10 protein-coding genes are annotated in these 13,258 nt (G+C 72.8%); all 10 read right to left on the reverse strand.

The window, feature by feature from the left end; all coding sequences use genetic code 11:
- Window positions 1–4 precede the first annotated feature (4 nt).
- From tldD to leuS, 10 genes are read right to left on the reverse strand one after another with little or no spacing between them, the layout of a single operon-like run.
- Window positions 5–1,447 (reverse strand): metalloprotease TldD, encoded by a 1,443-nt coding sequence (gene tldD / locus ABS41_RS04200; protein WP_290591105.1) that lies wholly within the window; start codon window positions 1,445–1,447, stop codon window positions 5–7.
- 59 nt (window positions 1,448–1,506) lie between these two features.
- A complete protein-coding gene (locus ABS41_RS04205) occupies window positions 1,507–5,424 on the reverse strand; it encodes a YhdP family protein (RefSeq protein ID WP_290591108.1) in 3,918 nt (1,305 codons plus the stop codon).
- A 7-nt stretch (window positions 5,425–5,431) separates the two neighbouring features.
- Window positions 5,432–6,922: a ribonuclease G gene (gene rng, locus ABS41_RS04210; RefSeq protein WP_290591111.1), complete on the reverse strand. Its 1,491-nt coding sequence runs from the start codon at window positions 6,920–6,922 to the stop codon at window positions 5,432–5,434.
- Between the two features lie 10 nt (window positions 6,923–6,932).
- Window positions 6,933–7,502, reverse strand: a complete 570-nt coding sequence (locus ABS41_RS04215) for a Maf family protein (RefSeq protein WP_290591113.1) — start codon at window positions 7,500–7,502, stop codon at window positions 6,933–6,935.
- A gap of 17 nt (window positions 7,503–7,519) precedes the next feature.
- Complete coding sequence (rlmH, locus tag ABS41_RS04220; RefSeq protein WP_290591115.1) at window positions 7,520–7,990, reverse strand: 23S rRNA (pseudouridine(1915)-N(3))-methyltransferase RlmH; 471 nt, start codon at window positions 7,988–7,990, stop codon at window positions 7,520–7,522.
- Window position 7,991: 1 nt separating this feature from the next.
- Entirely contained in the window at window positions 7,992–8,393 is a 402-nt protein-coding gene (gene rsfS / locus ABS41_RS04225; RefSeq protein ID WP_290591118.1) for a ribosome silencing factor, read from the reverse strand.
- A gap of 16 nt (window positions 8,394–8,409) precedes the next feature.
- Window positions 8,410–9,084, reverse strand: a complete 675-nt coding sequence (nadD, locus tag ABS41_RS04230) for a nicotinate-nucleotide adenylyltransferase (RefSeq protein WP_290591120.1) — start codon at window positions 9,082–9,084, stop codon at window positions 8,410–8,412.
- A complete protein-coding gene (gene holA, locus ABS41_RS04235) occupies window positions 9,081–10,112 on the reverse strand; it encodes a DNA polymerase III subunit delta (RefSeq protein WP_290591122.1) in 1,032 nt (343 codons plus the stop codon). The genes nadD and holA overlap by 4 nt, the downstream gene beginning before the upstream one ends.
- Window positions 10,112–10,603: an LPS assembly lipoprotein LptE gene (lptE, locus tag ABS41_RS04240; protein ID WP_290591125.1), complete on the reverse strand. Its 492-nt coding sequence runs from the start codon at window positions 10,601–10,603 to the stop codon at window positions 10,112–10,114. Before lptE ends, holA begins: the two co-directional genes overlap by 1 nt.
- A gap of 4 nt (window positions 10,604–10,607) precedes the next feature.
- Window positions 10,608–13,226 carry a leucine--tRNA ligase gene (leuS, locus tag ABS41_RS04245; protein ID WP_290591128.1) on the reverse strand — a complete coding sequence of 873 codons (2,619 nt, stop codon included), beginning with the start codon at window positions 13,224–13,226 and terminating at the stop codon, window positions 10,608–10,610.
- Window positions 13,227–13,258: the final 32 nt, after the last annotated feature.

The raw sequence follows: 13,258 nt of genomic DNA on the forward strand, positions 1-13,258 counted from the left end.
CGGCTCACGCCCGGGTGCCGCCGACGGTCATGGCGTCGATGCGCAGGGTGGGTTGGCCGACGCCGACGGGCACGGACTGGCCGTCCTTGCCGCAGATGCCCACGCCCTCGTCGAGTTTCAGGTCGTTGCCGACCATCGACACGCGGGTCATCGCCTCGGGCCCGTTGCCGATCAGCGTGGCGCCCTTCACCGGGCGGGTGATGCGGCCGTTTTCGATCAGGTAGGCCTCGGTGGCCGAGAACACGAACTTGCCGCTGGTGATGTCCACCTGGCCGCCGCCGAAGTTGGGCGCGTAGAGGCCCTTCTCCACCGACGCGATGATCTCGCCCGGGTCGTGCGGCCCGGCCAGCATGTAGGTGTTGGTCATGCGCGGCATGGTCAGCTGCGCGAAGCTCTCGCGGCGGCCGTTGCCGGTGGGCGCCACGCCCATCAGGCGGGCGTTGAGCGTGTCCTGCAGGTAGCCGCGCAGGATGCCGTCCTCGATGAGCGTGGTGCACTGCGTGGGCGTGCCCTCGTCGTCGACGTTGAGCGAACCGCGGCGCCCGGCCAGGGTGCCGTCGTCGACGATGGTGACGCCCGGCGCCGCCACGCGCTCGCCGATGCGCCCGGCGTACACCGAGGTGCCCTTGCGGTTGAAGTCGCCCTCCAGGCCGTGGCCCACCGCCTCGTGCAGCAGCACGCCCGGCCAGCCCGGGCCCAGCACCACAGGCATGGTGCCGGCCGGCGCGTCCACCGCCTCCAGCGCCACCAGGGCCTGGCGCAGCGCCTCGCGCGCCACCTCGCGCGGCTTGTCGCCCGCGAGCAGCACTTCGTAACCGTAGCGCCCGCCGGCGCCGGCGTAGCCCTGCTCGCGCCGGCCGCCCTGCTCGACGATCACCTGCACATTGAAGCGCACCAGCGGCCGCACGTCGGCGGCGAGCACGCCGTCGCTGCGCGCCACCAGCACCGTGTCCACGCCGCCCGACAGGCTCACCACCACCTGCTTCACGCGCGGGTCGGCGTCGCGCAGCCACTGGTCGACCTCGCGCAGCGCGCCGATCTTGGCGTCGGCCGCCATGCCTTCGATCGGATCGAGCGCCGGGTACAGCGCGCGCCCGGGCACCACCACGCGCTGGCCGGCGCCGTGGGCGCGGCCGTCGCGGCTGATCGCACGCGCGGCCGCGGCCGACTCGAGCAGCGCCTCGGCGCGGATGTCGTCGGAATAAGCGAAGCCGGTCTTCTCGCCGCTCACCGCGCGCACGCCGACGCCCTGCTCGATCGAGTGCGAGCCGTCCTTGACGATGCCGTCCTCGACCACCCAGCCCTCGCGGCGCGAATGCTGGAAATACAGGTCGCCGAAATCCACGCCCGGACCCATCAGGCGGCCGAAGGCGTCGTCGAGCGCGTCCAGGCCGAGGCCGGTGGGGGTGAGCAGGCGCGACTGCGCCAGGGTCAGCGGGGAAGTCATCCGGGGGATTGCTCGCGGGAAAACACTAGTTTCCCAGATGCGGCCCCCGGCCGCCCGCTTCAAGGCTGGCGCGGCGGCGCCGAAGCCGGCGGCTGGCCCTTTTCGATCACTTCCACCACCGGGTCGCCCCAGGGACCGGTGACCCGGTAGACCGTGCGCGCGGCCTCCTTGAGCGGCTGCTGCAGCACTGCCTGGGCCACCGCGCCCACCGCCGCGCCCACCGGACCACCGGCCAGCGCGCCGATGGCGGGCAGCACGCCGCCGGCCTTGGGCAAGACTTCGATGCGTTGGTCGTACTGCTGGCGACGCAGGTCGGTCGAGCCGCTGATGCGGATTTCGGCCGCCGGCCCGTTGATGAGCAGCAGGTCGGTGCTGGCGGTGCCGTTGGCGAACACGAACTCGCCGGCCATGGTGTTGAATCCGAAGCCCTTGTTGAAGAAGTCCTTGAAGTCGAGCGTCAGCCGGCGCGGGATCTCGGCCAGGGAAATCAGGCCCAGCACGCGCCCGCCGCCGCCCGGCTCGAGCTCCAGCAGCGCGCCCTCGCCCACGTCCACCTTGAAGCGGCCGTTGAAGCGCGCCAGCGAGAACTCGCCCGGCGAGCCCTGCCAGTAGCCGTCGAGGCGACCGGTGGTGGGGCCGTCCTCGATCATGCCGCCCAGGCCGAAGGCGCCGAGCAGGTCGCCCAGCGCGTCGGCGCCGAACTCGACCTCGAACTGCGAGCGCGACAGGCCGGCGCTGGTGCGCCGCCAGTCGCCGCTGGCGTCGAGCCGGAAGCTGGCCGAACGGGTGCGGAAACGTTCGATGTGCAGGCCGTCGCCGCGCGGGCGGGCCTGCAGTTCGGCGCGTCCCAGCACGAGGGTGCCGACGCGAAGGTCGGCCACTTCGAAATCCAGCGGCGGGATCGCGCCCGGGTCCTGGCCCGGCCGCGGCGGCGGGCCCGCTTCGCCGGGCAAGGCGGCCAGGGCCGACTCCGGCGTGGCCAGCGGCGCCGGGCCGACCCGGTCGGGGTCGCTGGCCGGGTCATCCACCACGGCCTTGTCGGCCCAGTGCAGGCGCGCGAGGCGGCCGCGCACGGCGGCGCCCTCGGCCGCGGGCACTTCGATTTCGCCGGCCAGGGCCGGGCCGTCGAAATCCACGCGCAGGCGCTGCGGGTCGCGGCGCAGGCGCACGCGGGTGTCGGGGAAGGGCGAGCCCAGCAGGTCGAGCGAAGCCACCTGCAGGTCGACCGAGCGCAGCAGGCTGCCGCGGGACTTGCCCTGCGGCGCGTCGCCCTCGCTGGCGAAGCCGATCCAGCCGGCCGCATCGAGCGTCGCGGCGCGGCCTTCCACCACCAGGCCGCTGTCGGGCAGGTCCAGGCTGCCGCCGTCGCCGCCCAGCTGCAGCACGCCCGCCAGCTCGCCCTGCTCGCCGAAGCGGCCGCGCAGGCGCGCCAGCTCGCCCAGGCGCAGCTGTACTTCACCGGCGCTGACCGGCAGCGGCAGGTCCAGGCGCAGCGGCAGGCCCACTTCCGGCGCCTTGGCCAGCGGCGCCGGCAGGCCCAGGGCCACGCCGGCCAGGTCGCTCTCGACGCGCAGGCGCGCCGGTGGCGCCGCCTGGCCCGGCGGCGTGGCGGGCACGTCCACGCGGATGTCCCAGTCGGCGACGCCCGACACATGCGGCTGCAGCCAGTCCAGCGGCTCGTGCCGCGCCAGCAGGCCGACGATGGGAAAGCTGCCGCGCAGCCGCGCGCGCGCCGCCAGCGCCGGGTCGTCGGTGTCGTGGCCGACGGCCAGGTTGAACACGCCGGGCTGGCCGTCGAACTCCACCGCGAGTTCCTCGGTGTAGAAGCCGCCGGCGCTGAAGTGCGTGCGGCCGTTGACCTTGCGCAGTTCCACCTGCCAGCGCGGGTCGGCCAACTGCGCGTCGGCCAGGTCGAGGCGGCCCTCGATGCGGCGATCGCCCAGGCGCTCGGCCAGCGGCAGGTCCAGCACCAGGTCCACCACGGCGCCGCCGGCCATGCGGCCGTTGCGCAGGTGCTCGCCGTGGGTTTCGGCCAGCGGGCTGGCCAGCATCAATGCCTGCAGGTTTTCCGCACGGGTGCCCGAGCGCACGTCGAGCAGCAGGCGCGGGTCCTTGAAGTCGGCGATGCCGCCGGCGACGCGGTCGACCGGGTTGGCGGCGATCGCACCGCTGCCTTCGAGCGCCATGCCGGGGCCGTCGAAGGCCACCTGCAGGTCCATCTGCTCGGCATCGGGCCAGGCCGGGTTGAAGCGCACGCGGGCTTCGGCGACGCGGGCGCGGGCGTCGAAGCGTCCCTGGCCCGCGCGGAAAGGCCAGTCGTCGAGGTCGCCGCCCAGCGCCGCGCGGCCCTCGCGCACCTCGCCTTCGAGCAGGGCGCTGTCGAGCCAGTCGATGGTGGCGGGCGGCATCTTGCCTTCGATCCAGAAACGGCTGGCGGCCGTGACGGGCGTGGTGTCGACGTCGGCGGCGAGATCGAGCCGCGGCTTGCCGCCGTCGGCACCGAAGACCAGTTCCGCGCGCAGCCGGGTGCCGAAGTCGGCGCCGCGAACCGACAGGCCGCTCGCGCCGAGGGTCCAGCCCTCGGCACCGCGCCACCAGCCGAGCAGGCCGTCGAGGTCGAAATCCAGCGGCTCGCGGAAGCGACCGGGCCACTCGAAGCGGGCCGGCCCGCGGGTGAGCTGCAACACGCCGCCGTCCTGGTCGAGCGCGGCGTGGCCGGCCAGGCCCTGCATGCCGGGGCGGCCGGCGTTGGCCTGCCAGGCGACGTCGGCGAGCGTGGCTTCGCCGCGCCAGGCGCGCTCGTCGCCTTCGGCGTGCACGTTGCGCAGCTCGCCCTCGGGCGCGGCGCGGTGCAGCCACTGGCGCAGGCCCTCGGGCACCCGGGCGCTGAGGCTGGCGGCCTGGCGCACCGGCACCAGGTCCAGGCGCGGCGCCTGCAGCGCGAAGCGGCGGCCGCCGGCCAGCCACAGGCCGTCGAGACGACGCGGCTCGGCGCGGCCGGGCTCGTGGAAGTGCAGCTCGGGCGCGTGCAGCTGCCAGTCGCCCTGCTCGTTGGCCTGCCAGCGCGCCAGCAGGTTGGCGCGTTCGTAGGCCACCGGCGGCGAGGTGAGCACCTCGACGTCGCCCTCGGCGGGCAGCCAGGGCCGGCGCGCACCCATCGCCAGCGGTGCCAGGTCGGCGCGGGTGCGCACGTCCATCACGCGCTGCGCCTCGATGCGCGCCCACAGGTCGATGCGGCCGCTGCCGGCCATCACCAGTCCGGTGTCGGCGATCAGCGCCGACCAGGCCGAAAGGTCCAGCCGCTCGCCTCCGGCCCAGAGCCGGCCCGACCAGTCGGTGCGGTCGAGCTCGGCCACCGCGGCCATCGGCGCCGAGGCGGGGTCGGCCCAGGCACGCAGTCCGGCGCGGACGGAGCCGCCGCCCACGCGCAGGCGCAGGTCGACGCGCGGCAGTTCCAGGGGCCGGCGCAGCGCCGGCGAGCGCACGCTCAGCCGCGCCTGTTCGACCTGCAGCTCGCCCAGGGCTTCGAGGGTGTCGAGCGGGTCCACGCCGGGCTGCGGCTCGAACGGCAGGCCGGCCACGCGCCAGCGCCTGTCCCCGCCCTGCTCGAGCACCAGCGCCAGGTCGCGCACCTTCAGCGCGGTCAGCGGCTCGCCCGGCAGCAGGCCCGAATACACCGACACCAGCAGCTCGGCTTCGCCGATCGCCAGCTGGCGCTCCCCGGCGCCAATGCGCAGGCCCTGCAGGGTGAAGCGCGGGCCGTGGCGGGTCCACTCGCCGCGCGCCCCCTCGAAGGCCACCGGCTGGCCGATGCGCTCGGACAGCCAGCCGGCCACCTTGTCGGGATGGCGCTCGACCAGCGGCAGCAGCTGGTTGAGCGCGGCCACGCCGGTGGCCAGCAGGATCAGCACGACCAGCGCGCCATAACCCAGCAGGCGGCGGGCGTGGCGGATCCGGCGGCGCAGCGGGCTGCTCATCGCGAGCTCAGAGCAGGACCACGTCGTACTGTTCCTGCGCGTACTGCTCGTCGGCCTGGAAACGGATGGACTTGCCCAGGAACTCCTCGAGCTCGGCCACCGCGGCCGATTCCTCGTCAGTGATCTTGTTGACCACCTTGGGCGAGGCGATCACCAGCAGCTGCGAGGCCTCGAACTGGCGCACGGCGCGGGTGATCTCGCGGAAGATCTCGTAGGTCAGGGTCTCGGTGGTCTTGAGCGTGCCGCGGCCGCCGCACTCGTGGCAGGGCTCGCACAGCTGGCGCTCGAGGCTGTCGGTGGTGCGCTTGCGGGTCATCTCGACCAGGCCCAGCGGCGAGAACTCGTGCACCGAGGTGCGCGCATGGTCGTGCGCCAGGCCCTTTTCGAGCGTGCGCAGCACCTGGCGCTTGTGCTCGTCGTCGGTCATGTCGATGAAGTCGATGATGATGATGCCGCCGAGGTTGCGCAGGCGCAGCTGGCGCGCCACCGCCTGCGCCGCCTCGAGGTTGGTGCGGTAGACGGTTTCCTCGAGGTTGCGCTGGCCCAGGAAGCTGCCGGTGTTGACGTCGACGGTGGCCATGGCCTCGGTCTGGTCGATCACCAGGTAGCCGCCGGACTTGAGCGGCACTTCCTTCTGCAGGGCGCGCTGGATTTCGTCCTCGACGCCGTACAGGTCGAAGATCGGCCGCTCGCCGGCGTAGTGCTCGATGCGCGCGGCCAGCTCGGGCATGAACTGGCGGGCGAAGGCGCTGAGCTTGTCGTAGGCCTCGCGCGAATCGACCCGCACGGTGTCGACGTTCTTGCGCATCAGGTCGCGCACGGTGCGCATCGGCAGCGAAAGGTCTTCGTAGATGCGCTGGCCGACCTTCCGGCTGGCGCTGGCCTCGCGCACGGCCTCCCAGGCCTTGCGCAGGTAGTCCACGTCCTCGGCCAGGGCCTCGGCCGGCTGGCCTTCGGCGTTGGTGCGCACGATGTAGCCCTGGCCGCTGCCGTTGGCCTGTTCGCCGACGATGGCCTTGAGGCGGTTGCGCTCGGCCTCGTCCTCGATGCGGGCCGACACGCCCAGCACGCGCGAATGCGGCAGGAAGACGAGGTAGCGCGAAGGAATGGAGATCTGCGTGGTCAGGCGCGCGCCCTTGCTGCCGATCGGGTCCTTGACCACCTGCACGATGATTTCCTGGCCCTCGTGCACCAGCGAGCTGATGGCCGGCGTCGGGCCGGGCGGGGCCGCGTCGGGCTCGTCGCCGCCCTCGCCCGGCGGCGCCGCCGGCACGCGGGAGATGTCGGAGGCGTGCAGGAAAGCGGCGCGCTCGAGGCCGATCTCGACGAAGGCGGCCTGCATGCCGGGCATCACCCGCTGCACGCGGCCCTTGTAGATGTTGCCGACCACGCCGCGGCGCGAAGCGCGCTCGATGTGCAGCTCCTGGAGCATGCCGTTCTCGACCACCGCCACGCGGGTTTCGCGCGGGGTGACGTTGATAAGGATTTCCTCCGACACGCGGCGCTCCTCAGTCCATGAGGCCGAAATCGCGCAGCAGCCGCGCGGTTTCGTGCAGGGGCAGGCCCATCACGCCGGAATGGCTGCCGGCGAGGTGGGCGACGAAGGCCGCGGCGCGGCCCTGGATGGCGTAGGCACCGGCCTTGCCGAAACATTCGCCGGTGGCGATGTAGGCGGCGATGCGCGCCTCGGTGAGCTCCTCGAAGCGCACGTCGGTGACGCAGGTGGCGTGCGCCTCGCGGCCGGCGCTGACCAGCCACAGGCTGGAGATGCAGCGGTGCGTGCGCCCCGACAGGCGGCGCAGCATGCGCGCGGCATCGTCGGCGTCGGCGGGCTTGCCGAAGACTTCGTCGCCCAGCACCACTTCGGTATCGGCGCCCAGCACCACCGCGCTGGGGTTGGCGACCACGGCCAGCAGGCCGGCGCCGGCCTTCTCGCGGGCGACGCGGCTGACGTAGGCCTCGGGCGGTTCGCCGGGCTGGCGCTGTTCGGGCACGTCGACGTCGAGCAGGCCGAACTGAAGGCCGAGCTGGGCGAGCAGCTCGCGGCGGCGGGGGGATTGCGAGGCGAGGTAGAGCATCGCCCAAGGATAGCCGCTCAGGCCCGGTGGTAGGGATGGTTGGCGAGCAGGCTGCAGGCGCGATACAGCTGCTCGGCCAGCACCAGGCGCACCAGCATGTGCGGCAGGGTCAGCGGGCCCAGCGACCAGCGTTCATCGGCGCCGTCGAGCACCTCGGGGGCATGGCCCTCGGGGCCACCGATCAGGAAGGCGAGGTCGCGGCCCTGCTGGCGCCAGTGTTCCAGGCGCGCGGCCAGCTGTTCGGAGGAATGGGCCTTGCCGCGGCCGTCGAGCGCGACCACCCAGGCGCCGCGCGGCAGTGCCGCTTGCACCCGAACGCCTTCGTCGGCCATGGCCCGGGCGGCATCGCGGCCCTTGCCGCGCAGCCCGGGCGCCACCTCAACCAGTTCCAGCGGCAACCAGTGCGACAACCGCTTCTGGTACTCGGCAAAGCCCTCGGCCACCCATCCGGGCGCCTTTTCCCCCACCGCCACCAGCCGCGCCTTCATCTCAGGAGGCCGCGGAGTCCTCGGGCGGCTGGTCGCCGACGGTCCAGAGGCGTTCGAGGGCGTAGAACTCGCGCACGCGCGGCAGCATGACGTGGACGATGACGTCGCCCAGGTCCACCAGCACCCACTCGGCCTCGCGCTCGCCTTCCACGCCCAGGGGCATCACGCCGCACTTCTTGGCGAACTTCACCACCTCGTCGGCCACCGACTTCACGTGCCGCGTGGACGTGCCCGAGGCGACCACCAGGAAATCGGCGATCGAGGTGCGGCCGCGCACGTCGATCTCGACGGCGTCCTTGGCCTTCATTTCCTCGAGCGCGGCGTGGACCTGCTTGAGCAGCGCCTCCGGCGACGGCGCCGGGTCGGGCATCTGGGTCTTGATGACGTGGGCTTGGCTGGTCAACGGGCGGCTCGGCGATTCAGGAGGGGGGTCGATTATACGCCCCGGGCGACCGGCCCGCCCGGTACAGGCCACGGCGGGCGATTTCGGCGGCCACCGCGGGCGCCAGCCAGTCGCCGGTGTACTCGCCTGCCGCCAGCCGCCGGCGCAGTTCGGTGGCCGAGGCCGGGTGCTCCGCCAACTGCAGCCGGAACATCTGCCCGGCCGGGGTCTCGCCCAGCTCGCCGGGCGCCGTGGCCCAGTGCCCGCCGAAGGCTTCGGCCAGGCCGGGCGGCAGTGCGCGGCCGGCATGCCCCGGGCGCACGGCCACGATGAAATGGGCCAGCCCGGGCAGCGCCGTCCACTCGCGCCAGGACGTCAGGCCGTGGAAGGCGTCGTCGCCCACCAGCCAGGCCAGGGGCGCCTCCGGGCCGAGTTCGGCCCGCAGCTCGCGCAGAGTGTCGACGGTCCAGGACGGCCCGGCGCGGCGCAGCTCGCGGGTGTCCACGGCCAGGCCGTGCTCTCCGTCGAGCGCCAGGGCCAGCAGCGCGGCGCGCTGGTCGGCGCTGGCGCCGGGCGCCGGGCGGTGCGGCGGGTCGGCCGCCGGCAGCAGGCTGACCGTGGCATCGAAGGTGTCGCGGGCCGCGCGCGCCACGGCCAGGTGGCCGGCGTGCACCGGGTCGAAGGTGCCGCCGTACAGGATGCGCAGGCTCACGAGGCCAGCAGGCGGCGGGCGCGACCGTCGGCGATGGCCACCAGCAGGCGCTCGAGCTGCAGCCACGGGTCGCCGTCGCCGCGGCCCTTGGCGCTGCGGTCGATGCGGCCGCATTCGCCGGCGAAGGCCTCCCAGCGCGCCGGCGGATGCCGCTCGGCGGCGCGGCGATAAGTGGCCTGCTTGCTTTCCCAGACGCGGGCCTCGCGCATGGCGGCCATCAGGCGGCCGTCTTCGGCGGCGCGGGAGAGCGCGCACAGGGCCAGCACTTCCCTGGCCACCATCGGCATCAGCCCGGCCACCTGCTCGCCTTCGGCGCGCAGCGCGGCCAGCATGCGCACGGCGCGCGCCGACTCGCCGGCGAGGGCGGCATCGACCAGCGCGAACACGTCGAAGCGCGACGAGTCGGCCACCAGCTGCTCCATCTGCGCCAGGTCGATGGCCTCGCCGCGGCCACCGGCCAGCAGCGCGAGCTTGTCCACTTCCTGGGCCGCGGCCAGCAGGTTGCCCTCGACGCGGTCGGCCAGGCGGCGCACCGCGTCGGGCGTGGCCAGCAGGCCGCGGCTGCGCAGGCGGCGCTGCAGCCAGTCGCCCAGTTCATGCGCCTTGAGCGGATACACCGGCAGCATGTGCCCGGCCCTGGCGATCGCCTCGCTCCACTTGCCGGCGTGGTTGCGGCTCCAGTCCTGGCAGGTGATGAGCAGCACGGTGTCGGGCGGCGGGTTGTCGCAGTACTCACGGAGCGCCTCGCTGCCGTCCTTGCCGGGCTTGCCGCTGGGCAGGCGCAGGTCGAACAGGCGGCGGCTGGCGAACAGGCTCATCGAGGCCAGGCCGCGCGACAGCGAGTTCCAGTCGAAGCCGGATTCGGCGTCGTACACTTCGCGCTCGCCATAACCCTCGTCGCGGGCGCGGGCGCGCACGGCGTCGGCGGCTTCCTGCACCAGCAGCGGTTCGCTGCCGGCGATGAGATAAACAGGCCGCAGCGGCTCGGCAGCCAGCTGGCGTTCGAACTGGGCCTGGCGCAGCTCCATCAGTCGGCGCGCAGCGCCGCGTCGAGGCGGCGCACGACGGCGCCGACCATTTCCCGGCGCAGTTCGTCGCGCAGCAGGCGCTCCTCGGCGGGCGAGCCGATCGAGCCGGTGGCGTCGTAGGTGTATTCGCGGTTGAGCTCGACCCGCTGGCGCGGCACGCGCACGCTGCCGTCGGCGCCGACCAGTTCGAACTCCACCGAATAGCTGGTCTGGTACTCCCGCACGCCGGCGCCGCGGTCGAAGGTGAGCGGGCGGTTGGACAACTGCTCGGCCAGCACCTTCAGCGTGGCCGAGGGCTGTCCGGCCACGGCCGGCTGCGCGCCGGCGCGGTCGAGCGCGGTGGCCAGGTCGCGGGCCAGCGGGCTGTAGGGATCACCGGCGCTGACCGCCACCGGGCCCAGTTCAGTGGCCAGGGCCAGCGAGGCGCGCGGCTTGAAACCGCAGCCGGCGGCCAGCAGCGACAGGCAAAGCACGATCAGCAAGTTGCGCATGGGCTCATCCCGCGACGATGTTGACGATCTTGCCCGGCACGACGATCACCTTGCGCACGGACAGGCCCTCGAGGAACTTTTGCACGTTCGGCTCGGCCAGGGCCAGCGCCTCGACGGTTTCCTTGCCGGCGTTGACCGACACGTCGATGGTGCCGCGCAGCTTGCCGTTGACCTGCACCGCCAGCGTCACCGCCTCGCGCACCAGCGCGGCCGGGTCGGCCTCGGGGAAGCGCTGGTCCTCGAGCGTGGACTCCGGATGGCCCAGGGCCTGCCAGAGCGCATGCGAGGTGTGCGGGGTGATCGGGTTGAGCAGCAGCACCACCGCCTCGAAGCACTCCTGGCGCAGGGCGCGGCCCTGGTCGCTGGCGTCGTCGGCCCTGGCGATGGCGTTGAGCAGCTCCATCACCGCGGCGATGGCGGTGTTGAAGGTGTAGCGGCGGCCGTAGTCGTCGCCGACCTTCTGGATGGTTTCGTGCAGCTGGCGGCGCAGCGCCCGCTGGCCGCCATCGAGCGCCGCCACGTCCAGCGCCGGCGCCGGGCCCTCGGCCACGTGCTTTTGCACCAGGTTCCAGAGGCGGCGCAGGAAGCGGGCCATGCCCTCCACGCCGGCTTCGTTCCACTCCAGGCTCTGCTCGGGCGGCGCGGCGAACATCGAGAACAGGCGCACGGTGTCGGCGCCATAGCGGTCGACCATGGTCTGCGGGTCGACGCCGTTGTTCTTGGACTTGGACATCTTCTCGGTGCCGCCCACCTGCACCGGCTGGCCGTCGGCGCGCAGCACGGCGCCGGTGACGTGGCCCTTGGCATCGCGCTGCACGTCCACGTCGGCCGGGTTGATCCAGTCCTTCGAGCCGTCAACGTTCTCGCGGTAGTAGGTGTCGGCGATCACCATGCCCTGGCACAGCAGGTTGGTGGCCGGCTCGTCGCTGCCCACCAGGCCCGCGTCGCGCATGAGCTTGTGGTAGAAGCGGAAATACATCAGGTGCATGATCGCGTGCTCGATGCCGCCGATGTACTGGTCGACCGGCAGCCAGTAGTTGGCGCGCTGGTCCACCAGGTCGGAGGCGCCCGGCGAGGTGTAGCGCGCGTAGTACCAGCTCGACTCCATGAAGGTGTCGAAGGTGTCGGTCTCGCGCTCGGCCGGCCCGCCGCAGCCCGGGCAGGTGGTGGCGCGCCAGGCCGGGTCGGCCTTGATCGGCGAGGTGACGCCGGTGAACTCGACGTCCTCGGGCAGCACCACCGGCAGCTGCGCTTCCGGCACCGGCATCGCGCCGCACTTTTCGCAGTGGATGACCGGGATCGGGCAGCCCCAGTAGCGCTGGCGGCTCACGCCCCAGTCGCGCAGGCGGTAGTTCACGCGGCGGCGGCCCTGGCCGCGGGCCTCGAGCTGCTCGGCGAGCGTGTCGAAGGCGCCCTGGTAGCCCATGCCGTCGAGCGCGCCGGAATTGACCACGCGCAGGCGGTCGTCGGCCTTGTCCGCGTACCACTCCTGCCAGCGGTCCGGGTCGTAGCTCTCGCCGACCATCGCGATCACCTGCTTGACCGGCAGGCCGTACTTGTGGGCGAACTCGAAGTCGCGTTCGTCATGGCCGGGCACCGCCATCACCGCGCCGGTGCCGTAGCCCATCAGCACGAAGTTGGCGATCCACACCGGCACCTTGTCGCCGGAGATGGGGTGCACGGCGTACAGGCCCGTGAACACGCCCTTCTTCTCCTGCGTCTCGAGCTCGGCCTCGGACACGCCGCCCTTGCGGCACTCGTCGATGAAGGCCTTGACCTCCGGGTTGCCGGACGCGGCCCACAGCGCCACCGGATGCTCGGCGGCGACGGCGACGTAGGTGACGCCCATCAGCGTGTCGGGACGGGTGGTGAACACCGTCAGCGGCTCGGCCAGCGCTTCCATCGCGAACTGGATCTCCAGGCCCTCGCTGCGGCCGATCCAGTTGCGCTGCATGGTCTTGACCGCGTCGGGCCAGCCCGGCAGCGTGTCCAGGCCGTCGAGCAGCTCCTGCGCGTAGTCGGTGATCTTGAGGAACCACTGCGGGATCTCGCGCTTTTCCACCAGCGCGCCCGAGCGCCAGCCGCGGCCGTCGATGACCTGCTCGTTGGCCAGCACGGTCTGGTCCACCGGGTCCCAGTTCACGACCGAGTTGCGCCGGTACACCAGGCCCTTTTTCATCAGGCGGGTGAACATCAGCTGCTCGGAGCGGTAGTAGTCCGGGGTGCAGGTGGCGAACTCGCGGCTCCAGTCGTAGGCGAAGCCCAGGCGCTGGAGCTGGCCGCGCATGTGCTCGATGTTCCTGTAGGTCCACTTGGCCGGCGCGGTCCGGTTCTTGATCGCGGCGTTCTCGGCCGGCAGGCCGAAGGCGTCCCAGCCCATCGGCTGGAGCACGTTGAAGCCCTTCATGCGCCGGTGGCGGCTGATGACGTCGCCGATGGTGTAGTTGCGCACGTGGCCCATGTGCAGCGCGCCCGACGGATACGGCAGCATCGAAAGGCAGTAGTACTTGGGCCGGGAGGCGTCCTCGACGACCTGGAAGGCGCGGGTGGCCTGCCAGTGGGATTGCGCGGCGGCTTCCACCGCCTTCGGGTCGTAGGCGCTGGGTTCGTGGGCTTGGGACATGGGGCCTGGGGCTGGAAATTACTGGCATCCAG

It is taken from the genome of Arenimonas sp. SCN 70-307 (assembly GCF_001724815.1).
Lineage (GTDB): Bacteria > Pseudomonadota > Gammaproteobacteria > Xanthomonadales > Xanthomonadaceae > Arenimonas.

Coding starts and splice junctions, on each gene's coding strand:
- tldD (WP_290591105.1), bottom strand. CDS start 1,447: ATGACTTCCCCGCTGACCCTGGCGCAGTCGCGCCTGCTCACCCCCACC.
- ABS41_RS04205 (WP_290591108.1), bottom strand. CDS start 5,424: ATGAGCAGCCCGCTGCGCCGCCGGATCCGCCACGCCCGCCGCCTGCTG.
- ABS41_RS04215 (WP_290591113.1), bottom strand. CDS start 7,502: ATGCTCTACCTCGCCTCGCAATCCCCCCGCCGCCGCGAGCTGCTCGCC.
- rlmH (WP_290591115.1), bottom strand. CDS start 7,990: ATGAAGGCGCGGCTGGTGGCGGTGGGGGAAAAGGCGCCCGGATGGGTG.
- holA (WP_290591122.1), bottom strand. CDS start 10,112: ATGGAGCTGCGCCAGGCCCAGTTCGAACGCCAGCTGGCTGCCGAGCCG.
- lptE (WP_290591125.1), bottom strand. CDS start 10,603: ATGCGCAACTTGCTGATCGTGCTTTGCCTGTCGCTGCTGGCCGCCGGC.
- leuS (WP_290591128.1), bottom strand. CDS start 13,226: ATGTCCCAAGCCCACGAACCCAGCGCCTACGACCCGAAGGCGGTGGAA.